This window comes from Agathobacter sp., from assembly GCF_977054825.1.
On sequence record NZ_CDRTEH010000005.1, the window covers coordinates 1 to 23820 of the forward strand.

General features: G+C 40.5%; 20 protein-coding genes, 1 tRNA gene and 1 rRNA gene. All 22 read left to right on the forward strand.

Annotated features, from left to right (window positions below):
• A 23S ribosomal RNA gene (locus ACW6PM_RS06520) occupies positions 1 to 120 on the forward strand; the annotation flags it as partial.
• Positions 121 to 369: 249 nt separating this feature from the next.
• Positions 370 to 440 (forward strand) — tRNA-Trp (locus ACW6PM_RS06525).
• A gap of 80 nt (positions 441 to 520) precedes the next feature.
• Entirely contained in the window at positions 521 to 1369 is an 849-nt protein-coding gene (locus tag ACW6PM_RS06530) for an alpha/beta hydrolase fold domain-containing protein (RefSeq protein WP_456056617.1), read from the forward strand.
• A gap of 347 nt (positions 1370 to 1716) precedes the next feature.
• Positions 1717 to 3270 carry a putative DNA modification/repair radical SAM protein gene (locus ACW6PM_RS06535; protein WP_456056618.1) on the forward strand — a complete coding sequence of 518 codons (1554 nt, stop codon included), beginning with the start codon at positions 1717 to 1719 and terminating at the stop codon, positions 3268 to 3270.
• Between the two features lie 140 nt (positions 3271 to 3410).
• Positions 3411 to 4193, forward strand: coding sequence for a TIGR03915 family putative DNA repair protein (locus ACW6PM_RS06540; RefSeq protein WP_456056619.1), 783 nt, complete (start codon positions 3411 to 3413; stop codon positions 4191 to 4193).
• Between the two features lie 176 nt (positions 4194 to 4369).
• On the forward strand, positions 4370 to 6106 hold the full coding sequence (gene fliK / locus ACW6PM_RS06545; protein ID WP_456056620.1) for a flagellar hook-length control protein FliK: 1737 nt from the start codon (positions 4370 to 4372) through the stop codon (positions 6104 to 6106).
• A 72-nt stretch (positions 6107 to 6178) separates the two neighbouring features.
• Positions 6179 to 6490: an EscU/YscU/HrcU family type III secretion system export apparatus switch protein gene (locus ACW6PM_RS06550; protein WP_308650081.1), complete on the forward strand. Its 312-nt coding sequence runs from the start codon at positions 6179 to 6181 to the stop codon at positions 6488 to 6490.
• Between the two features lie 29 nt (positions 6491 to 6519).
• A complete protein-coding gene (locus tag ACW6PM_RS06555; protein ID WP_456056621.1) occupies positions 6520 to 6873 on the forward strand; it encodes a YraN family protein in 354 nt (117 codons plus the stop codon).
• Positions 6874 to 7057: 184 nt separating this feature from the next.
• Positions 7058 to 8032, forward strand: coding sequence for a peptidoglycan editing factor PgeF (gene pgeF / locus ACW6PM_RS06560; RefSeq protein WP_456056622.1), 975 nt, complete (start codon positions 7058 to 7060; stop codon positions 8030 to 8032).
• 183 nt (positions 8033 to 8215) lie between these two features.
• The gene (locus ACW6PM_RS06565; protein WP_456056623.1) at positions 8216 to 8665 is read left to right on the forward strand and encodes a GntR family transcriptional regulator; all 450 of its coding nucleotides are present in this window, start codon (positions 8216 to 8218) and stop codon (positions 8663 to 8665) included.
• Positions 8649 to 9554: an ABC transporter ATP-binding protein gene (locus tag ACW6PM_RS06570; RefSeq protein ID WP_456056706.1), complete on the forward strand. Its 906-nt coding sequence runs from the start codon at positions 8649 to 8651 to the stop codon at positions 9552 to 9554. Before ACW6PM_RS06565 ends, ACW6PM_RS06570 begins: the two co-directional genes overlap by 17 nt.
• Entirely contained in the window at positions 9529 to 11454 is a 1926-nt protein-coding gene (locus tag ACW6PM_RS06575; RefSeq protein ID WP_456056624.1) for a hypothetical protein, read from the forward strand. The genes ACW6PM_RS06570 and ACW6PM_RS06575 overlap by 26 nt, the downstream gene beginning before the upstream one ends.
• 126 nt (positions 11455 to 11580) lie before the next feature.
• The gene (der, locus tag ACW6PM_RS06580) at positions 11581 to 12906 is read left to right on the forward strand and encodes a ribosome biogenesis GTPase Der (RefSeq protein ID WP_109257354.1); all 1326 of its coding nucleotides are present in this window, start codon (positions 11581 to 11583) and stop codon (positions 12904 to 12906) included.
• On the forward strand, positions 12899 to 13552 hold the full coding sequence (gene plsY, locus ACW6PM_RS06585; protein WP_308657590.1) for a glycerol-3-phosphate 1-O-acyltransferase PlsY: 654 nt from the start codon (positions 12899 to 12901) through the stop codon (positions 13550 to 13552). The genes der and plsY overlap by 8 nt, the downstream gene beginning before the upstream one ends.
• 57 nt (positions 13553 to 13609) lie before the next feature.
• Complete coding sequence (locus tag ACW6PM_RS06590; protein ID WP_443753736.1) at positions 13610 to 14620, forward strand: NAD(P)H-dependent glycerol-3-phosphate dehydrogenase; 1011 nt, start codon at positions 13610 to 13612, stop codon at positions 14618 to 14620.
• A 70-nt stretch (positions 14621 to 14690) separates the two neighbouring features.
• Positions 14691 to 15128: a dUTP diphosphatase gene (gene dut, locus ACW6PM_RS06595; protein WP_308650074.1), complete on the forward strand. Its 438-nt coding sequence runs from the start codon at positions 14691 to 14693 to the stop codon at positions 15126 to 15128.
• A 176-nt stretch (positions 15129 to 15304) separates the two neighbouring features.
• Positions 15305 to 15943, forward strand: a complete 639-nt coding sequence (locus ACW6PM_RS06600; protein ID WP_308650073.1) for a type I phosphoribosyltransferase — start codon at positions 15305 to 15307, stop codon at positions 15941 to 15943.
• Between the two features lie 215 nt (positions 15944 to 16158).
• Entirely contained in the window at positions 16159 to 17271 is a 1113-nt protein-coding gene (locus ACW6PM_RS06605; RefSeq protein ID WP_308650072.1) for an ABC transporter ATP-binding protein, read from the forward strand.
• 201 nt (positions 17272 to 17472) lie between these two features.
• Positions 17473 to 18570, forward strand: a complete 1098-nt coding sequence (locus ACW6PM_RS06610; RefSeq protein ID WP_456056625.1) for a PucR family transcriptional regulator — start codon at positions 17473 to 17475, stop codon at positions 18568 to 18570.
• A gap of 39 nt (positions 18571 to 18609) precedes the next feature.
• Positions 18610 to 20532, forward strand: coding sequence for a DNA gyrase/topoisomerase IV subunit B (locus tag ACW6PM_RS06615; RefSeq protein ID WP_308668804.1), 1923 nt, complete (start codon positions 18610 to 18612; stop codon positions 20530 to 20532).
• Between the two features lie 70 nt (positions 20533 to 20602).
• Complete coding sequence (locus ACW6PM_RS06620) at positions 20603 to 22858, forward strand: DNA gyrase/topoisomerase IV subunit A (RefSeq protein WP_456056626.1); 2256 nt, start codon at positions 20603 to 20605, stop codon at positions 22856 to 22858.
• Between the two features lie 26 nt (positions 22859 to 22884).
• Positions 22885 to 23802 (forward strand): AAA family ATPase, encoded by a 918-nt coding sequence (locus tag ACW6PM_RS06625; RefSeq protein ID WP_456056627.1) that lies wholly within the window; start codon positions 22885 to 22887, stop codon positions 23800 to 23802.
• Positions 23803 to 23820 lie beyond the last annotated feature (18 nt).

A 23820-nucleotide genomic window follows, 5' to 3' on the forward strand; every position in this document is an offset into this window, starting at 1 on the left:
ATGAGATATCCCTCCAATATGGAGTAAGACCCCTTGAAGACTACAAGGTAGATAGGGCAGAGGTGGAAGCATGGCAACATGTGGAGCTGACTGTTACTAATAGGTCGAGGGCTTAATCTGGTTAATAGCGGAGAAAGACGAGTACATGAGAATTCAGGCTTTGCAAATTTATTTGCAGAAGGCTGAATTGGAATGGACGCAGATTTGCGAAGCAAATCCATCGAGATGAAGCGAAGCGGAATCGAGATGAGTTTTTCGGTGTAGATTATAAAAACAAATCGGGTTTGTATGAAGTTTTGAAGGTACATTAAAAATAAGACGTAATTCCTATTGCGTCCTTTTTCTATATTTGATATAATATTTGAATATAGGGGATTGGTCAAATGGTATGACAGAAGTCTCCAAAACTTTTAGCGGGAGTTCGATTCTCTCATCCCCTGTTCTTAAACCTTGAAGCAAGATGGTTGTTTCAAGGTTTTTTATGTTTAAAAATGAAAAGAAATGTAGGGAGGATTTTTAAATGAAGGAAAAGCTTAGGATTAATATAACAAAACCACAGTATGTGCAGGTATCAGATATCACATATGCGCAGGTGGATTCGTGGTATGATCACTGTCGTAGAGATTTAAAACTGGATTTAATATATCCGGAGGATATGTCCGATAAGCGTTACCCGTGTATAGTATGGATATGCGGTGGTGCATGGATGAGGATGGATAAGTCAGCACATTTATCGTATCTTAGCATGCTTGCACATCATGGCTTTGTTGTTTGCAGTGTGGAATACCGCACATCAAATGAGGGCAGTTATCCTATACAGATAGAGGATGTGAAGGCTGCGATCAGGTATTTGAAGGCGCATGCAGACAGATACAGAATTGACAAGGAGCATTTTGGTGCGATGGGAGAATCAGCCGGAGGATTTTTGACATGTATGGCGGCATTGGACAATGATAAGGCTCATGATGTCGGAGACTATCTTGAGGAGTCCAGCAGCATTCAGGCAGCATGTCCATGGTATCCACCGACTAACCTCAGCACATTTAAGTATAAAGATGCTGAGGAGAGTGCAGCGTCTATGGAGTCGCTTTTACTTGGTTATAATATTATGAGAAATATCAAGGATGCATACAACAGTTCTCCTGTATCCAAGGTGACGAAGGATGCACCACCATTTTTGATTATCCATGGTATAAATGATCAGACTGTTTCATTCGAGCAGAGCGAGGAGCTTTACGATAAGCTTATTGAAAATGGCTGTGACGCTGATTTGATTGCATTGGAAGACGCTGACCATGCTGATCTGCAGTTTTTCCAGGATGAGCTGTGGGATAGGATCATCAAGTTTTTCAAGACTAAATTGGGATAAATTATGTCAAATTGCAGCTTTTATCAATCTTATTTCAAGAGTGAATAAAGTATGTTGATAAAGGCTATGACATATTTTGGCAACTGAATAGTTACAAATCATCATATATAATGATTATAAATAAAAACCATAGTATCTTAATGAGTTTAAGATATCTATGGTTTTTTGTTTTGAAATCAATGGAAATATTAAGTATTGCCGAAAGTGATTTGATATTTTTGGCAACTTAAATGAAAAACAAATTCCGGTTATGAGTTAGCCAAATATTGTATCCACAAAATACCACTTGCTTTTCTCGAACGTATGTTGTATAATACAAACAGATGTTCGAGAAAAAGGAGGGCATTATGTTAACATCAATCAATGCTGACATTATGGAAAAACTTAAGATTTTGTCTGATGCGGCAAAGTTTGATGTTGCATGTACTTCAAGTGGTACATCCCGTTTGGGTAATGGAAAGGATATGGGGAGTGCCTTTGCCAGCGGAATATGTCATTCGTTTACGGCTGATGGCAGGTGTATATCGCTTCTTAAGATACTTTTTACAAATGAATGTATTTATGATTGCAAATATTGTATCAACAGATGCAGTAATGATGTTGAAAGGGTGGCATTTACGCCTGAAGAGGTATGTAAGCTTACTATTGAGTTTTACAGACGCAATTATATAGAGGGTCTTTTCTTAAGCTCCGGTATCATAGAATCGCCTGAGCATACCATGCACCTTTTATATACCACACTTTTTCTTTTGAGAAACAAATATCATTTCAATGGGTATATACACATCAAGGGCATACCGGGTGCTTCATCTGAGATTCTTGAGATGATTGGATATCTTTGCGACAGGATGAGTGTTAATCTAGAGCTGCCCACCGCGGAGGGACTTAGGACAGTTGCTCCGAATAAGGTGCGTAAGAACATTCTTACACCTATGAGATTTATTCAAAATGGTATAAAGGACAGCCGAATGTATCATGGCAATAGCAGTATGAAAAACCGCATGTATATTGATGAACATGCATATTATGAGCAGATGGCCGAGATAAAAGATAGTGCTGCAAGATTGTCCGAGTATCACAGAAGGCTTAGTGTTGCTTCAGATTGCAGGAAGGCTGATAAGCTTGCTGAAAAAAGCTGGGGATTGGGAGCGCAGTTTAATCCGGGATTCGTCAGTGAGACAACGGATGTTTCTTATGGAGATGATCCTTATAACAATAATACAGGCTTAAGTATCAAAAGACCTGACAGATATTATGTGCCTGCGGGGCAGAGTACGCAGATGATTGTTGGTGCAACAGGAGAGAGTGATTATCAGATTATATCTGTGGCAGAAGCAATGTACAACAGGTTTGATATGAAGAGAGTATTTTATTCGGCTTTTGTGAATGTCAATATGGATGAGTCATTGCCGGGTATAGGGCAGCCTCCGCAGCTAAGGAGAGAGCACAGGCTTTATCAGGCAGATTTTCTTATGAGATTTTATGGCTTTAAGGCTGGGGAGCTTTTGTCGGAGAATAATCAGAGCTTTAATGATTATATTGATCCAAAGTGTCAATGGGCTGTAGGGCATCTGGAGTGTTTTCCTGTAGAGATTATGACGGCGGATTATTATACACTTCTCAGGGTTCCGGGTATAGGCACTAATAGCGTCAGGCGTATTATTAAAGCAAGAAAGCATGCAAAGCTTTCATTTACTGATTTAAAGAAAATGGGTGTTGTGCTCAAAAGAGCACTGTACTTTATCACCTGTGATGGTCGCATGATGTACAATACAAAGCTTGAGGAGAGCTATATTACAAGGCATCTTATATACAATGAGAGACCGGATACCATGCTTTTGGCTGACAATAAATCATGTACTTATGAGCAGATGAGTATATTTGATTTTATATCCGGCTGAGTGTTTTTCACTGTAGATTTAATTACCGCCGGATTACAGTATACTTCGGATAGCAGAGGCATTTTTTATGGATAGTATTCGTTGTGGCAGACATGGTGGAGTGAATAATATTTTTGTAAATTTACGAGGGAGAAGTATGCATGGATAATATAATATTGAGATGCGACAATAATATAAATGGGATTTTTACAGCGATATATGATGCTTTTGTATACAAAAACCAAATGCAAAAAGAAAATCACGAAATATACCGGGATAATATTTCAATTGAGACAGGTATGGGTGGGAACTATACTCTTTTTTCTAGGACAATAGATATTGTTACCGATGAGGTAAAGGTTCAAAAGACAATTCTGGCAATTCAGAAGAAGCTCGGTTTTAAGATATATGAGACGGTATTTGATGCTTTGTGCCACTATTCTGATAATAGAGCAACAATAGTGCTTGGATTTCTTGTCAGGGCATTTAAGGTTGGACAAAGGATTATGGAGCATATGACCGATAAATATGTTATGGAGGTATTTGAGCTTTCAAGAAAGGTAAATAAAGAGGCCGACAAGATAAGAGGATTTATTCGTTTCAGTGATAATGGAAACTATCTGTTTGCGCACTTTGAGCCAAAATGTGATATGATACCGGTTATTATGTGGCATTTTGTGGACAGATATCCCGGGGAGAATTTTGTGATTTATGATGAGAGAAGAAGATATGCAGTGGTTCACCCGAGGCTTAAGGAATGCTTTTATATAAATGAAAGTGAATTTAAGCAGCTTGAGGGAAGCGTGCCGGATAAGACAGACAATTTTGAGCAGTTATGGAGGGTGTATTTTGAGTACACTGATATAAAGGAACGGTTCAATCCACAGTGTCAGCGTAATCTTTGTCCAAAGTGGTATAGGAAGAATATGGTGGAATTTACCTGATTTTTTAAAGGCTGTAATCGTTACTGGTCACACTGTTAGGGGTGAACAATAGTTGCAGGCCGTAGTGAGGTTTGGCAGCGCGGTTTGAACAGTAAGATAGTGACATAAATACCAATAAATGATACAATTTATAAAGATGTACTTAAACATAAACGATACTATATCAGGGTGATGCTATGCAGATATCAAATTTGGTAAGTCAATATAATAAATCAGTGGCAAATGGTGAGCCTATGACAGGAGCCAAGGGTGTTGAGAAACTGGTATCTTCTTTGAATGAAATGTCCAGAGGAATGATATTTGAGGGAACAGTAAGCAGCGTCCATGGCAATCAGGTGAAGCTTGCCCTGTCAAACGGGCAGCAGATTTTAGCGAGGCTTGCAGGAAAGTTTTCATTTGAACAGGGGCAGTCAGTTTTTTTTCAGGTGAAAAATAATGATGGGGGAACCATAGAAATCAAACCATATACAGTTGATGGTGAGGGAGCCAATCTCACACTGATGGATGCACTAAAGGCAGCCGGACTGCCGGTAGATGGCATCAATTTGTCGATGGTGAACAAGATGATGGAGGAGCAGATGCCAATTGATAAGACAAGTCTTAATCAGATGTATCAGCTTGTGCAGGATAATAAGGATATTAATGTGACTACACTTGTTGAGTTAAAGAGGCTTGGAATTGAAATTAATCAGGTAAATGCAGCTCAGTTTGAAAATTATGCTAATGATAAACAGGCTATTACAATTGCTATGGATAGCCTGATAGAGGAGCTGCCGAATGCTCTTTCAGCTGAAGATTTATCAATGTATAAGCTTGTAACCCAGGCAAGGGATATTCTAAATGTTGTTACAGAAGGTTTGCCGGAAGAGGCATTTATTTCAAATGAAGCCTCTGATATGTCTTCGTATGAGGCAATAATGCGTGATAATCAATCGGCACCTGTAGTAAAAAAACACTTTAATATTGCAGAATTATTTGAATCATTAAATAGTGTTTCCGGTGAATCGCAGGATATTCAGACAATACAGAAAACAGATAATTCCCAGGGAATAGATAATATATTTTTACAGGACAATGAATCGCCGTCAAATACCATTGGTTTTATTTTATCAGATAAGCAGATAGAAGAGCTTAATGAACAGGTCAGAATGCTGCTTCCGAATTTACAGGAAAACAATATTTCCTTGTATTCAGAGGATAGCAGTGTTGTCGGAATACTTAATGATATAAAGAGTATGCTGGAAAACACGCCGGCAAATGCCAATACACTGAGAAATTTGTTTTCAGGAGAAGCCTTTAAGCTTATGTTGAAGGAAGCATTGGAACAGCAATGGATGATTAAGCCGGGAGATTTAGAAAAGAATCCTAAGAAGCTTGATGGCTTGTACGATAAAATTGAAAAACAGATAACAAATATGGAAAATATTTTGAAGACAACAGGCGTGGTGAATTCCAAAGCGGAGGCGCTGGCAGATAATATCCGTGGAAATATTGAATTTATGAACCAGATAAACGAGGCATATACATATGTGCAGGTTCCACTGAGGATGAACGAAAAAAATGCCAGCGGACAGCTGTATGTGTACACAAATAAGAAAAGCATGTCGGACCCGGACAAAGAATTATCAGCATTTTTACATTTGGATTTAGAGCATCTTGGTGTGACTGATGTGTCAATTAAAATGCTTCATAGGAAGGTGACAACTAATTTCTATTTGGATAGTGATGAGTCGTACACACTTGTAAAACAATTCCTGCCTGTGTTGGAAAAGAGATTGCAGGATAAGGGCTATAATTGTGAATTGAATGTAAACAGCGATTCAAAACAGATTAATTTTGTCGATGGATTTCTTAAAAAGGATTTGCCACCTACAGGTCAGGTGCATAGATATTCCTTTGACATGAGAGCATAGCAGTGTATAAGATAATTTACGAATAGTTACTACTGATAATTAAAGCTTACTTTAGAAAGAAAGGTGAGTTGTATGCATGGCGAAAAGGATAATCGTAACAATAATGGAATTGACACAGGCAAAACAGCCGTAGCTATAGAGTATGTGCCGGGAGAAGCGGCACCCAAAATACTTGCTACAGGCAAGGGCGCTGTTGCGGATAAAATTATTGAGAAGGCAAAGGAAAGCAATGTGCCTACATATAAGGATGATAAGCTTGCGGATACACTGTCTAAGCTTAAAATAGGTGATATGATTCCGCCGGAATTGTATGAGGTCGTTGCGGAAATACTTGTTTTTGTTAATGATCTGGATAAGCTTAAGGCAAAGATTGATCAAAAATAATGTGAGGGTTTACAGTATTTGAGGCAGTTATGAATAAAAGAAGTGTTGGAAGTATATATGAGCAGCTTGCGACAGAGCAGTTAATAAAGATGGGATACAGGGTACTTGCCCGCAATTACAGAAACCGCTTTGGAGAGATAGATATAATAGCAAAGGATGGGGATACAATATGTTTTTGCGAGGTGAAATATCGCAAAGATAATGGATGTGGCAGCGCTCTTGAAGCAGTGGGGTATAGCAAACAGAAAAAAATCATATCGGTTGCAAGGTATTATCTTATGACACATGGTCTGAATGAATGGACGCCATGCAGATTTGATGTGATAGCAGTGGACGATGACGAGGTTACTGTGTTGAAGAATGCATTTGAGGGTTGCCAATAGCCATTGGCTTGACATTTTTGATTTAGCATTTCTGATTCAGCATTATTGGTTCGTTTGATTTTTGAACGCCGTAGTAGAGTATTTCATGAAAAAGATAAGGAGCAGGCAATTATAAAAAGTAATTATAAGCAGTAATTATAAAAAACAATAGTTACCGTCAATATATAATTGCATAGATACAAATATGAAGACAGAGATTAATAAGAATATAAAGATTGACAACAATATAGAGATTGATAAGAATATACAGGCTGAAAAAATACACAAAGGTGTTGATGAAATTACTATAAATGATTTTGTGAAAAATAGTGATAAAGATGTTTTTGAGCTTAACAGGCATGTCCTTTCTAATGGCAGTGTTGTGCCGTTATTACATTTTAAGAAGCTTAATGAGCTTTCTATGATAGAGCATTGCTTTACAACACGTCTTGGCGGCTGCAGTACAGGAATGTTTGAGAGCTTAAATCTAAGCTTTACGCGTGGTGATGACGAGGAAAAGGTCTTAGAAAACTATAAAAGAGTGGCGGAGGCAATCGGAGCAGAAGCAGGACAGATTGTTACGACAGATCAGACACATACTACCAATGTTTTGAGAGTTGGAAGAAAGCAGTGCGGTATCGGAGTAACAAGAAAGAGACCGTATACAGATGTGGACGGACTTATCACGAATGAGCCAAATGTTGTTCTTGCCACATTTTATGCTGATTGTGTACCGCTTTATTTTGTTGATCCGGTACATAGGGCGATAGGACTTAGTCATTCGGGCTGGAGAGGTACTGTAAATCGCATGGGAAAACAGACACTTATTGCTATGAACAGGGAGTTTGGTACTCAGGCGCATGATGTTATAGCTGCGATAGGACCTTCAATATGTCAGGACTGCTATGAGATAAGTCAGGATGTTGCAGAGCATTTTGTGGATGAATTTGCGACAGCTAAAGATCCTCATGCACAAGATATTTTGCTCTATAAGGGGGATGGCAAATATCAGCTTGACCTTTGGGAATGCAACAGGAGGGTGCTTGTGGAGGCTGGTGTGCAGGAAGCAAATATTGCCATAACAAATATATGCACCTGCTGTAATCCATCTCTTTTGTATTCACATAGAGCAAGTCATGGCAGGAGAGGAAATCTTGGCGCTTTTATGTTTCTTAAGTAAATTTCGTACAATCTATTAAGGAAATAATAAGAAACACTGAATGCTATATATGTTAAAATAGGTGTATCACGTTGGATAGTACACTGTGTGAGAACTGATGCTGACGGAAGGAATGTCTTATGGTTCTTTGAGTCAATATAAAAGTCACAGCAGTACTGCCGTATATGAACCAGGGAGAACGATATGCAGTTAAATTATCGAGATTCAAAGCCTATTTATGAACAGATTAAGGAAAGCATCAGACGAATGATCGTTATGAATGTTATTAAACGGGATGAAAAGCTTCCGTCTGTCCGTGTGCTTGCCTGCAAGTATGCAATCAATCCTAATACTATAGCAAGGGCATACAGAGAGCTGGAGGATGAAGGATATCTTTATACTCAAAGCGGTAAGGGAACCTTCGTTGCGGATGCCAAGAATGCCAGACAGAGCCGGGCAAAGCATTTGAAGCTGCTTTTTGATCAGGTGGTTACAGAGTTAATTATACTTGAGACGCCTGTTGAGGAATTGATGACCAGGATGGACGATGCGAAGGAGCATTTAAATATTGAAGATGACGCAGCCGAACTTGTATTACAAGAGATGTGGACTGAAGCTGCGGTGATAGAGGGTAATGATGATACAGATAAATAATTTGGTGAAAAAATTTGATGATTTTACAGCACTTGACGGTGTTAATATGAACGTTGAAAAGGGTGCTGTCTATGGTCTTGTCGGTCCAAACGGAGCCGGCAAATCTACACTTATCAGGCATATTACAGGAGTAATGAGACAGGATGCAGGAGAGGTGTTTATTGATGGTGAGCCTGTATATGAAAATGCAAGGATTAAAGGGCAGATGGCTTATATACCGGATGATATGTTTTATTTTTTGCAGTCTGATACGATCAATATGATGCATTACTATAAGGGAATGTATCCGGATTTTGATGAGAAGCAGTTTTACAGGATGCAGGAGTTTTTTCCGTCTATAGATGTTAAAAGAAATATCAGAAAGCTTTCAAAGGGCATGCAGAAGCAGGTGGCATTCTGGCTCGCATTGTGCTGTAAACCAAAGCTTATTGTGCTTGATGAGCCTGTTGATGGACTTGATCCTGTTATGAGAAGACAGATATGGTCTATCATGCTTGATGATGTGGCCGTTAATAATACTACAGTGGTTGTATCGTCACATAATCTGCGTGAGCTGGAGGATGTGTGTGATCATGTAGGCATTCTCAATAATGGAAGGATTATGATAGAGCGGTCTCTTACAGAGCTGCAGGGAAATATTTCTAAGATTCAGATTGCGTGTCCGTATGGCATGCCTAAGATACCACAGGATTTTAAAGTACTTCACATGTCAAATATAGGAAGAGTATACACAGTTATAGTGCGTGGAGAGCCGGATGCTGTAGTAAAGGCCATTACAGATGGCAAGGACAGTCCACAGGTGGTGGATGTACTGCCTCTTACTCTGGAGGAAATATTTATCTATGAGATGGGAGGAGAGGACTATGAAGTCAAAGACATCATTTATTAATAGAACAATACTGCAAAAGAATGTAAAGCTTTACTGGCCAATCTGGACACTGTATACAATCATAATTCTGCTTAACGGTCCGTTTTCCCTGTGGAGCAGATTTAAGAGTGCAGAGTTTATTTATGGCGCAAACTGGCATAAGTATATGCTTGATATAATGTCCCCGGCTATCAGCATGGAGGCGGATATGATTTTCATTTTTGTCATGGCACTGGTTACAGGCATGGCAATGTTCAGTTACCTGTATAATTCGAGAGCATGTAATATGATTCACTCTATGCCTGTGACAAGGCGGCAGCTTTTTTCAACAAATGTATTGACAGGTCTGCTTTTTATGTGGATTCCACAGATAATTAAATACATTACGTCGTTTGTTATATGTATATCATATGGCAATACGAAGGTGGTACATATTGGAATCAATCTGCTTGCTACAATGGGAATATCATTTTTTATGTACAGCCTGGTGTGTCTGTGTGCGATGATTACAGGGCAGCTTGTTTCTGTGGCAGTGATGTATGTAGTTGTCAATCTGCTGTATGGAGGAGCGGTTATTGCCATTGCCAATGTTTTGACATATGTATCGTATGGGCTTCCTTATATGGAATTTGTTAGGAAAATAACTGTTACGTGGTTTGCACCGATATTACAGCTTCTCAATCGGGTAGGATTTCATCCGACCATGAAGAAGGCAGGGGATGATTATTACTGTATTAAATATACTTTCAGAGGCACAAACACTATCATAGTCTATGTCATTGCGGCTGCAGTTATATACTTTATTTCTTATAAGATTTATAAGCATAGAGATTTGGAAAATGCAGGAAGCTTTATTGCCATCCCAAAGCTTAAGCCGGTTTTCAGATGGGTACTGGGCTGTCTGGGAGGACTGATTTTATCTACTGTCACAGCGTCGCTGCTGCTTGGACTTAGAATCAGCATTGGGGTTCCTGCAATTATGGTGCTTGCAGTGGTGCTTGGAATAATAGCCTTCTTACTTTTAGAGATGATTATAAGGAAGAATTTTAAGATTTTTTCTAAAGCACTATTTAAGGAAATCATTGCTTTTGGTGGGTTTGTTGTAGTTGTATTTGGAGGCATAACAGTTTACGGAAATGTGCAGGAAAATTATATCCCGAAGCTTGCTGATATTGATTCTGCCTGTATAACCATAGATTTTGATATCAACCTGGAGGGAAAAGATGTTGAAAAGATTTTAGAGACTCAAAAGATACTTATGGCACAGAAAAAGGATTATTTTAAAAAGAGATATAATGATTCCGGGTATATTACTATCTCATATACATTAAAAAACGGAGAAAAAGTCAACCGTGTATATCATACAACAGATGATTTTAATCCACATAAGCAGTGCAAGGCGATTATGGCGGAGGAAAATAAACCAGAGAATATGATTAATGCCATAATGCAGTGCGATACGACGGATATTACCTTTATCAATGGCTCGGCAGAGCAGTACAATGATAAATATGTAGATGTGCTGAATGAGAGCTTTAACGGAAAAGTTGCTGCTGATATTTTTGAGGCTGTAAAGAAGGACGTTGAGGCCGGTGTGATGCAGGAATATAATTTGCAGAGAATGCTTGACGGAGTGGATAAGGATAATAGCTATATGTACAATCTTATGCTGAATTTTACAGTACCAAAGGGCAACAGGATTGAAAAAAGCTGGATTGACTATAGTTTTACATGGTATGAGGAGCTGTTAGATATACTGGGTGTGACAAAGGAGTATTCTGATTTTGGGGATGTCCGTTCCGATGGCATTGAAACGTATTCCGTCAACATTAGCTTTGGTGAAAACTGTACTAATCTGATAGCTGTTCTGAAAGAAAATGGATTAATTTCATCAAAAGAACCACTTTTGACATATGAATAGTTGTTTCTGTAAATGGTATTGTGATATAATTACTCTGTTATAGATGTTTTGTTTATTATTTTATAATTATATTTGAATAGTTACAGTTATTCTATAAGCTAATATAAATTTAGAACAGGAGAGTATATGAGCAGACCAGTAGTGGCCATCGTAGGCCGTCCAAATGTTGGAAAATCGACTCTCTTCAATGCGCTTGCAGGAGAGAGGATATCTATAGTAAAGGACACTCCGGGTGTCACAAGAGACAGAATTTATGCAGATGTATCATGGCTTGATTACAATTTTACCATGATTGATACAGGCGGTATCGAGCCGGAATCCGGAGACGTGATACTGTCGCAGATGAGAGAGCAGGCACAGATTGCCATCGATACGGCAGATGTTATCATTTTTATCACAGATGTGAAGCAGGGGCTTGTTGATTCCGATTCAAAGGTAGCAGATATGCTTCGTCGTTCACACAAGCCGGTTGTATTGGTTGTCAATAAGGTGGACAGTTTTGAAAAGTACATGACAGATGTGTATGAGTTTTATAACTTGGGAATCGGTGATCCGCATCCTATCTCTGCAGCCTCTATGCTGGGACTTGGAGATATGCTTGATGAGGTTGTGAAGCATTTCCCGGATTCATCAAAGCAGGATGACGATGATGACAGACCAAGGGTTGCTATAGTAGGTAAACCTAATGTAGGTAAGTCATCACTCATCAATAAGCTTGCACGTGAGGACAGGGTGATAGTGTCAGATATAGCAGGCACCACAAGAGATGCTATCGATACAGCTATAAAGTATGATGGCAGGGAGTATATATTTATCGATACAGCCGGTCTTAGACGCAAGAATAAGATTAAAGAGGATATAGAGCGGTACAGTATTATCCGTGCCGTTTCAGCAGTGGAGAGAGCTGATGTTGTCATAGTTGTGATAGATGCTACAGAGGGTGTTACCGAGCAGGATGCTAAAATTGCGGGCATTGCCCACGAAAGAGGCAAGGGAATTATCATCGCTGTCAATAAATGGGATGCCATTGAAAAGGATAATAATACCGTAAAGCAGCACACGGAGAAAATCAGACAGATATTAAGCTTTATTCCATATGCAGAGATACTGTTTATTTCGGCAAAGTCAGGTCAGAGACTCAACAAGATATTTGAGCTCATTGATGTTGTTATAGAGAATAACTCAATGCGTGTTGCAACAGGAGTGTTAAATGAGATAGTTACGGAGGCAGTTGCCATGCAGCAGCCGCCTACAGACAAGGGCAAGAGACTAAAGATATACTATGTGACACAGGTTTCTGTTAAGCCGCCTACCTTTGTAATCTTTGTAAACGACAAGAATCTTATGCATTTCTCATATACCAGATATCTCGAGAATCGAATCAGGGATACATTTGGTTTCAGGGGAACTGCGCTTAAGTTTATTACAAGAGAACGAAAGGAAAATGAGTAAGATGATATTGGCTAGGATTTTAGCATTGGTTGTTGGGTATTTCTTTGGAACCTTTCAGACCGGATATTTTTATGGTAAAGCACATGGAATAGATGTGAGAGAGCATGGAAGCGGCAATTCAGGCACCACCAATACGCTTCGTACGCTTGGATGGAAGGCCGGTGCAGTTACCTTCTTTGGAGATTTGTTCAAGGCAATCATAGCAGTTTTGATATTTTATTTCATATATAGAAATACATATCCTGAAGCTGTCAAATGCATAGAGCTGTACGCAGGCTTTGGCGCGGTGCTTGGACACAATTTTCCGTTCTTTCTTAATTTCAAGGGAGGAAAGGGAATAGCATGTACATCAGGTGTAATACTCGCTGTATGTCCGATTGCAGCTCCGATATGTCTGGTATTGTTTATTCTTGCAGTAGCCATAACAAGATATGTCTCACTTGGTTCTATACTGGTTGTCATATCATTTCTGATTCAGGCGATTGTATTTAACCATATGGGGCTGCTTGGAGTGAGTGGCAATTATGCGGTAGAGTTTGATATCCTTGCAGCTTGTTTTACGGCGATGGCTATCTGGCGTCACAGAGCAAATATCAAAAGACTTTTAAGCGGAACTGAAAATAAATTTGGTCAGAAGGCGAAGTAAGAGCATTTATTAGTGTTTTTGATTAAAATAAATTATATATAATATGAGGCATAGGAAATGAGTAGAGTAGGTATTATAGGTGCAGGAAGCTGGGGAACAGCATTATCCCTGGTGCTTGCAAATAACGGACATTCTGTTGAAATATGGTCAATCGTGGAGAGCGAGATAGAGATGCTTAAAGAAAAGCATGAGCATATTGATAAGCTTCCGGGAGTAAAGCTTCCGGACAGCATTACTTTTACAACAGATCTTGAGGAAACAATCAAAAATAACGATATACTTGTGCTTGCGGTACCGTCTGTATTTACCAGAAGTACTGCAGAAAAGATGGCTCCTTTCGTGAAGGATGGACAGATTATTGTCTGTGTGGCAAAGGGAATTGAAGAAAATACTCTTATGACCATATCTGATGTGGTAGAGGAGGAGATACCTTGCGCTGATGTGGCTGTAATGTGCGGACCTTCACATGCTGAGGAGGTGGGACAGATGCTTCCTACAACAGTAGTTGCAGGAGCAGGTACACAGAAGACGGCCGAGACAGTACAGGATCTTTTCATGAATGAGGTATTTCGTGTGTATACAAGTCCTGATGTGCTTGGAATGGAGCTTGGAGGCTCGCTCAAGAATGTCATAGCACTTGCAGCAGGCATGGCAGACGGACTGGGCTACGGAGATAATACAAAGGCAGCACTTATCACAAGAGGAATTGCAGAGATATCTGTGCTTGCAATTGAGATGGGAGCAAAGGCAGAGACACTTTTTGGACTGACAGGCATCGGTGACCTTATTGTTACATGTGAGAGCCGCCACAGCCGAAACAGAAAGGCCGGAATGCTCATAGGCCAGGGCTATACAATGGATGAAGCAACAAAAGAGGTCAAGATGGTTGTAGAGGGCATCTATTCTGCAAAGGCAGCGCTTGCCCTTGCAAAGAAGTATGATGTCAGAATGCCTATTATCGAGGAAGTAAACAGAGTGCTTTTTGAGGATAAGCCTGCAAAGGAGGCTGTTTCTGAGCTTATGCTTCGTGATAAGAAGATTGAGCACTCCAGTCTTGAGTGGAAATAATTAGTTCATAGGTTAGTGATTATATGACGATAGACAGTCATATAAAAATAGCATCAGAGGAAATTATAAAATGAAAATAAATATAAAAAAACTGACAACCACAGCAAAAATCCCTACAAGGGGAAGTGAATATGCAGCAGGCTATGATCTGTATGCCGATATTACAGAGGAGGTTGTTATAGAGCCGCATGAGACAGCAAAGATAGGAACAGGACTTTCGATAGAGATACCTGACGGATATTTCGGAGCAGTCTTTGCAAGAAGCGGTCTGGCAGCAAAGCAGGCTCTGCGCCCGGCAAACTGTGTTGGTGTGTGTGACAGTGACTACAGAGGAGAGTATATTGTGGCTCTTCACAATGATGGCACGCAGGCGCGCACTATTAATCCCGGGGATCGTATAGCACAGCTTGTGGTCATGCCATATCTGGCTGTTGAGTTTAATGAGGTATCAGAACTTTCAGACACGAAGCGTGGTGCCGGTGGATTTGGCTCTACCGGAGCCAATTAATCATAAATATAGGAAACTGTATAATGATTCAAAGATATATATAGATATGGATAAATATTTAGATAAATATATACGTAAATATATAGGGAGCTAAATAACCATATGTAGTTATACATATATATAGTTGCACATAGTTACAACTAAAACTAATCTTTACTTGAAAAGGGGGACTCATCATGGAAAATCGTATTGTAAAATTTAAATCAAAGGAGAGTGCAGGCTTAAATCTGCATGCTATACCGGGACATTTCGCTACAAGTCATTCGCATATTAATTATTATGTAGATGTGACAAGTATCAAGACCCGTGTATCTGAGGCTAAGGAGGCAGCAAAGGCTCTTTACACCAAGGTGCCGCATCATTCATATATAGATACAATTGTATGTATGGATGGAACAGAAATGATTGGTGCATTCTTAAGCCAGGAGATTGAGAGAAACGGACTTATGTCTGTGAATAAGCACGAGACAATTTACGTTGTATCTCCTGAGATTAACAACGGACAGATGCTTTTCAGGGATAACAATAAGGGTGCTGTTGATGGCAAGCATGTGGTGCTTCTTCTTGCAACCACCACAACAGGTGAGACGATCAGAAGAGCAATGGAGTGTATCAATTATTATGGCGGTATGGTCACATGTGTTGCATCCATATTCTCAACCATCGATGAGGTCAATGGAGTGAAGATTGATAAGCTGTTTGATGATGATGATGTGGTAAACTATCAGACATATCCTGTTACTGAGTGTCCATTCTGTAAGAAGGGGCTGCCGATTGAGGCTATGGTCAATGGTTTTGGATATTCTAAGCTGTAAGTAGTACGTTTATTGCGGTAATCGCCCTGTAAGTGGTTTGATATCAGACTGTGTTTCGTCATAATGACAACAACCTGTTAAATTATTTGGCGGATTGACGATAGCCAATTGACGATAAGTTTTGTATTATAAAGATACAAAGAAACAAGGTAACAGACAGTCAGGACACTGAACAGTTACATATATGTACATAATACTTAGGAGGTATTTTTAAAATGGCAAGTTTATCATTAAAGAACATTTGCAAAGTTTATCCAAACGGATTTGAGGCAGTTAAGGATTTCAACCTTGAAGTAGAAGATAAAGAGTTCATCATCTTCGTAGGACCTTCAGGATGTGGAAAATCAACAACACTTCGTATGATCGCAGGTCTTGAGGAGATTTCTTCAGGAGAGCTTATCATCGACGGAAAGCTTATGAATGACGTAGAGCCTAAGGATCGTGATATCGCAATGGTATTCCAGAACTACGCTCTTTACCCACATATGACAGTATTTGACAACATGGCATTTGGACTTAAGCTCAGAAAAGTTCCAAAGGATGAGATTAAGGCAAAAGTTGAGGAGGCAGCAAGAATCCTTGACCTTGAGAAATTATTAGACCGTAAGCCAAAGGCTCTTTCAGGTGGACAGAGACAGCGAGTTGCCATGGGTCGTGCAATCGTTCGTAATCCAAAGGTATTCCTTATGGATGAGCCTTTATCAAACCTTGATGCAAAGCTTCGTGTACAGATGAGATCTGAGATTTCTTCATTACATAACAGATTAGGTGCAACAATTATCTACGTTACACATGATCAGACAGAGGCTATGACACTTGGAACAAGAATCGTTGTTCTTAAAGATGGTGTTATCATGCAGGTAGACAGCCCACAGAAGCTTTACAATCAGCCAAACAACCTGTTCGTTGCAGGATTTATCGGATCACCACAGATGAACTTTGTAGATGCTCAGTGTGTTGTTGAGGGAGCAAAGGCATTCCTTAAATTTGACAAATATCAGGTTGAGCTTCCTGAGGCAAAGGCTAAGAAGCTTATCGATGGCGGATATGCTGGAAAGAACGTAGTATTCGGTATCAGACCAGAGGATATCTACGATTCAGCAGAGCATCTTGATAAATTTGCTTCATGCAAGATTGATTCAGATGTTACAGGATATGAGTTACTTGGTGCAGAGGTATTATTATACTTCACAGTTGCAGGTGCAAATATGTCAGCAAGAGTTGATTCAGATACACCGGCTCGTTACGGTGATCACATTGAGCTTGCATTTGATCCAAACAAGATTCATGTATTTGATAAAGAAACTGAATTGACAATTACCAACTAGTTCGTTAAAATTAAATAGTTGTAAATTGACAGACCGGGTGTATAATTTACACCCGGTTTTCTTTCGCAAATGTGTGGTTCTGACGCGAAGGTATGGTTTTGAATAGTTAAGTTACGCTGTTAAATATAGCAATGTTATGGCTCCTGTCGTGTGGAGGCTTTTTACTGGCTTGCATCAGAACAGTAATGAGAGGATAAGAATATGATTACGAATCAGAAACTGAAAAAATCACTTGAGGAAATAAAAAATATTACTTCGTTTGATGCGATTTTATACTCAGCCAAGGGAAAGCATCTGACAGGTACGGTGGAAGAACCTGAACATAGCGATATTTTTGTGAAGGAGTTTATAGTATCCGAAGAGGATGTTAGGGAAAAAAACGGTGCAATCGCATTTGCGGTTGAAATTGATTCAGAGCTTGAGTACGTGCTTGTCATGATATGTCCATATACGAGTGAAAATCTTGTAATAGGCAGGATGGCGGTTTGTCAGCTTCGTACACTTGTACTCGGTGAGTCGGAGAGATTTGACAGAAATAATTTTATTCAGAATATTCTTCTTGGCAATATGCTTGGTTCTGATATAATAAACCGTGCCAAGAAATTACATATAGAAAACAGAAAACGAGTAGTATATGTTATAGATACCGGAAAGAATAGCAATGAGATAGCTGTTGAGCTTGTAAAGAATCTGGCTGATATCAGAAGCGGTGATTTTGTGGTGGCAATGGATGAGCATAATGCCGTGCTGGTAAAGGATGTGGAGGACATAGATCCGGGTAAGCTTCAGGAAAAGCTTGCATCAATTGCCGGAAGCCTGGTTGACAATCTGCTTGCAGAAGCTATGATTAAGGTACGGGTGGGCTATGGTAATCCGACAGATATTCTTCCAAAGATTGCAGAGTCCTATCAGGAGGCCAGGATGGCTCTTGAGGTTGGCAGACTTTTTTATGTGGAAAAGGAAATTATGGCATACGACAGGCTTGGCATAGGAAGACTTATTTATCAGCTTCCGATGAGCCTGTGCGAGATGTTCATCCATGAGGTATTTGGTGATGAGGTACCGCAGATACTTAATGATGAGGAGGCAATGTCGACAATCTCTAAGTTCTTCGAGAACAATCTGAACATTTCGGAGACGGCAAGACAGCTTTATGTGCATAGAAATACGCTTGTGTACAGGCTTGAGCGTATTGAGAAGGCTATAGGCCTTGATATCAGAACCTTTGATGATGCTATGATATTCAAAATAGCTACGATGGTGTTAGCACATATCAAGGATAGCAGACAGGGCAGATAATAGAATTTATTACGCAATTTAAAGAAGTAGGAGACAAGTATGGCTAAGAAGCAAACATACGATGAGAAGAGCATAGCAATTTTAGAGGGACTTGAGGCAGTCAGAAAAAGACCCGGTATGTATATAGGAAGTGTTACGACCAAGGGACTAAACCATCTGATATATGAGATTGTGGACAACTCAGTAGATGAGCATCTCGCTGGTGCCTGTGATACTATAAGGGTAACTCTCGAAAAAAACGGTTCGTGTACGGTAGAGGATAACGGACGTGGAATACCTGTAGGTATGCATGCAAAGGGTGTATCTGCAGCGCGTGTTGTATTTTCTACACTGCACGCCGGAGGTAAATTTGACAATTCTGTATACAAGACAAGCGGAGGTCTGCATGGAGTAGGCTCATCTGTAGTAAATGCACTATCAACATATATGGATGTGGAGATAAGCAGAGATGGCTTTATCCACCATGACAGATATGAAAAGGGTGTTCCTGTCGTAGAGCTTGAAAATGGCCTGCTTCCTACTTTAGGTAAAACCAAAAAGACAGGAACAAGGATTAATTTCCTGCCTGATCCGGAGATTTTTGAGAAGACAAGATTCAAGGAAGAGGATGTAAAGAACAGACTGAAGGAGACTGCATATCTCAATCCGAAGCTTACCATCATATACGAGGACAAACGAGGCGATGAGACAGAGCATATTGAGTATCATGAGCCTGAGGGTATTATCGGTTTTGTAAAGGACTTGAATAAAAATATAGAAAAGCTGCATGATGTCATTTACTTTACAGGAGAGAGCGAGAATATAAAGGTTGAGGTGGCTTTCCAGTATACAAGCGAGTTCCATGAAAATATTCTTGGTTTTTGCAACAATATATACAATTCTGAGGGCGGAGCTCATATTACAGGCTTTAAGACTGCGTTTACAGGTATTATCAATTCATATGCCAGAGAGCTTGGCATATTAAAGGAGAAGGATGCGAATTTTAATGGTGCCGATGTCAGAAATGGTATGACTGCGGTAGTGTCAGTCAAGCATCCTGACCCTAGATTTGAGGGCCAGACAAAGACAAAACTTGACAATCAGGATGCAAATCGTGCGACTGCAAAGGTGACAAATGATGAGGTACCGCTTTATTTTGATAAGAATCTTGAGGTTTTAAAGACGGTAATATCATGCGCCGAGAAAGCTGCAAAGATTAGAAAAGCTGAGGAAAAGGCAAAGACCAATCTGCTCACGAAGCAGAAGTTCTCCTTTGATTCAAACGGAAAGCTTGCAAACTGTGAGAGCAGGGATGCTTCAAAGTGTGAGATTTTTATAGTCGAGGGAGATTCGGCAGGAGGCTCAGCAAAGATGGCAAGAAATCGTATGTTCCAGGCAATCATGCCGATTCGAGGTAAGATTTTGAACGTTGAAAAGGCAAGTATTGATAAGGTGCTCGCAAACGCAGAAATAAAGACAATGATAAATGCGTTTGGCTGCGGATTTTCAGAAGGCTATGGAAATGATTTTGATATAACAAAGCTTCGCTATGACAAAATCATTATTATGGCCGATGCCGATGTGGATGGAGCGCATATCTCTACACTGCTTTTGACTCTCTTCTTCAGGTTTATGCCGGAGCTGATTCTGGAGGGGCATGTATATGTTGCCATGCCACCGCTTTACAAGGCTATTCCGTCAAAGGGCGAGGAAAAATATCTGTATGACGATGCAGAGCTTGACAAGTACAGAAAGACACATACAGGCAAGTTTACATTGCAAAGATACAAGGGTCTTGGAGAGATGGATGCGGACCAGCTATGGGATACCACGCTGAATCCGGCAACAAGGATGCTTAAGCGTATTGAAATAGAGGACGGACGTCTGGCAAATGATGTGACTTCACTGCTTATGGGTAGTGATGTGCCACCGAGAAAAGAGTTCATATACGAGCATGCGCATGACGCGGAGCTTGATGTATAGGCATGACGCAGCAGCTTTTGGTTCTCAGTGGTTCTGAATAGTTACGCAGTATTTATAATCGGAGAAAGACATGGATAGAAATATAGATAACAATGTAGACAACAATATAATTCAGACCGAATATTCGGAGCTGATGCAGAAATCATATATTGACTATGCGATGAGTGTAATCATAGCAAGAGCCCTGCCGGATGTGCGCGATGGGCTTAAGCCTGTACAGAGGCGTACACTTTATGATATGCATGAGCTGGGTATCAGGTACGACAAGCCATATAGAAAGAGTGCGCGTATAGTCGGTGATACAATGGGTAAATATCATCCACATGGTGATTCATCAATCTATGATGCGATGGTTGTTTTGGCACAGGACTTCAAAAAGGGCATGCCGCTTATCGATGGACACGGTAATTTTGGCTCAATCGAGGGAGACGGAGCCGCCGCCATGCGTTATACGGAGGCGAGACTTCAAAAAATCACACAGGAAGCATATCTTGCTGATCTTGACAAAAATGTGGTTGATTTTATTCCGAACTACGACGAGACAGAAAAAGAGCCTGAGGTGCTTCCGGTCAAGGTGCCAAACCTTTTGATAAATGGAGCAGAGGGTATAGCGGTCGGCATGGCGACAAGCATTCCGCCACACAATTTTGGTGAGGTAGTGGACGGCGTGATTGCCTACATGAAGAATCCTGACATCACGACCGCTGAGATGATGCAGTATATAAAGGGACCTGATTTTCCGACAGGAGGCATTGTGGCCAATCAGGCAGATCTTGCTGCAATATATGAGACCGGACAGGGAAAGATAAAAATCCGTGGAAGAGTCGAGATAGAGAAGGGCAAGGCCGGAAAGGACAAGCTTGTCATTACGGAAATCCCTTACACAATGATTGGTGCCAATATAGGAAAATTCTTAAATGATGTCTATTCACTTGTCGAGTCAAAAGCGACAACGGATATTGTGGATATAACAAACCAGTCATCGAAAGAGGGAATAAGAATTGTCTTAGAGCTCAAAAAAGGTGCTGATGTTGAGGCTCTTAAGAACCTCTTATATAAAAAGACAAAGCTGGAGGATACCTTCGGTGTAAATATGCTTGCAGTTGCTAACGGAAGACCGGAGACGCTTGGTCTTGTGCCAATCATAAGGCATCATGTCAATTTCCAGTATGAGATTGCAAAGAGAAAGTATGAGACACTTCTTGCAAAGGAGCAGGAGAGAGAAGAAATACAGCAGGGACTTATAAAGGCCTGCAACGTGATAGATCTGATTATAGAAATATTAAGAGGAAGCCGTGACCAGAAAATGGCAAAGGCATGTCTCATAAACGGAGTGACAGACGGCATTAAATTCAAGTCAAAGGCTTCAGAAGCCATGGCAGCACAGCTTTGCTTTACTGAGCGTCAGGCAACTGCTATTCTTGAAATGCGTCTGTACAAGCTGATTGGACTGGAAATTGAGGCTCTTATCAGGGAGCACGAGGAGACCAGGGCAAAGATTGCAGAGTACAGCGATATTCTTGAGCACCGCTCATCCATGGCAAAGGTCATTATGAAGGAGCTTAAAGCATTCCGCAAGGAGCATGCAAGGGACAGACGCACAGAGCTTGATAATCTGGAGGAAGCAGTTGTAGTCAAAAAAGAGCTTGAGGTATCGGATGTAGTGCTGCTTATGGATCGCTTCGGCTATGTGAAGACAGTGGATACTTCAACCTATGAGAGAAACAAAGAGACAGCGGACGCAGAGAACAAGCTGATACTAAGGGTTAAAAATATAGATAAGCTGTGTATTTTCACAAACAACGGAAACATGCACCTTGTCAAGGTGTTAGACCTGCCTTACGGCAAATTCCGTGACAAGGGCACACCTATTGACAATGTAAGCAACTATGACAGCAGTAAGGAGGACATAGTATTTATAGCGCCTCTTATGGATGTCGAAAAGCATACGCTTATATTCGGCACGAAGTCAGCTATGATAAAGCTCGTTGATGGTGCTGAGTTTGTGGTTACAAGAAAGACCTCGCAGGCCACAAAGCTTATGGATGATGATGAGCTGTTGTTTGTTGACATGCTTTCAGAGAATGCTACAATGGTAATGCGTTCAAAGAAGGAGATGTTCCTTCGAATCGACTGTGGCACTATTCCTGAAAAGAAAAAGGCAGCGGTTGGTGTCAGGGGAATGAGGCTTGACAGAGAGGATGAGCTTACTGACATTTATCTGCTTAATGACCAGGAGGAAAAAGAGGTCGAGGTAAAGGGCAAGCAGGTGGCGCTTCACAGGCTGCACATTGCAAACCGTGACACCAAGGGCGTGAAGAAGTAAGATAATACCTGATATGAAAGGAAGCGATGAGCTTGTTGGATAAATTAAGAGAGCTTGGCATTTCGGAAAATCTGATTAAGGAAATTGAAGGGTTTCGCTCACAGTATCCGGTGGACAGGGAGTATGAGTCGAGAATCCCTGTGCCTGCACAGTTTTATTACGGAAGCGATGTATGGGAACAGGCTATAACAGCCGTTTTGTGTGGAGAAAATCTGCTTTTAGTCGGAGAAAAGGCCACAGGAAAGAATCTTTTCGCAGAAAATCTGGCAGGTGTATTTAACCGCCCGCGCTGGGATGTGTCATTCCACGTAAATATGGATGCAGCATCACTTATCGGAACAGATACGTTTAGTGCAGGAGAGGTAACCTTCAGACCGGGACCTGTGTATACAGCGGCAAAAACCGGCGGCTTTGCAGTGCTTGATGAGATAAATATGGCAAAAAGTGAGGCTATGGCAGTTCTTCATGCCACACTTGATTTCAGACATACAATAGATGTGCCGGGCTATGACAGACTGACTCTTCACCCGGCAACAAGATTTATTGCCACGATGAATTACGGCTACGCCGGTACAAAGGAGCTAAACGAGGCTCTTGTATCGCGTTTTGCGGTAATCCGGATGCCTATGATTTCGAAGGAGAGCCTTGTAAAGCTCATAAAGACGCATTATCCTGCAATACGTGAGGCTGGTGCAAATGAGCTTGCTGAGGTATTTCTTGAGCTGCATGCCAAGTGTGAAAGTGGTGAGATATCATCAAAGGCACTTGATCTGCGTGGTCTCATCGGCTCAATAGGTATGATGGAAAAGGGCTTAAATGTATATACAGCCCTTGATATGGGGATAACCAACAAGAGCTTTGATACGTATGAGCAGACTCTTATCCGTGACACAATCCGTGCAAGAATCTCAAGGAAGATGAGCAGAGAGCAGCTGTTTTGTTAATAGGGGCTTGTGACATAT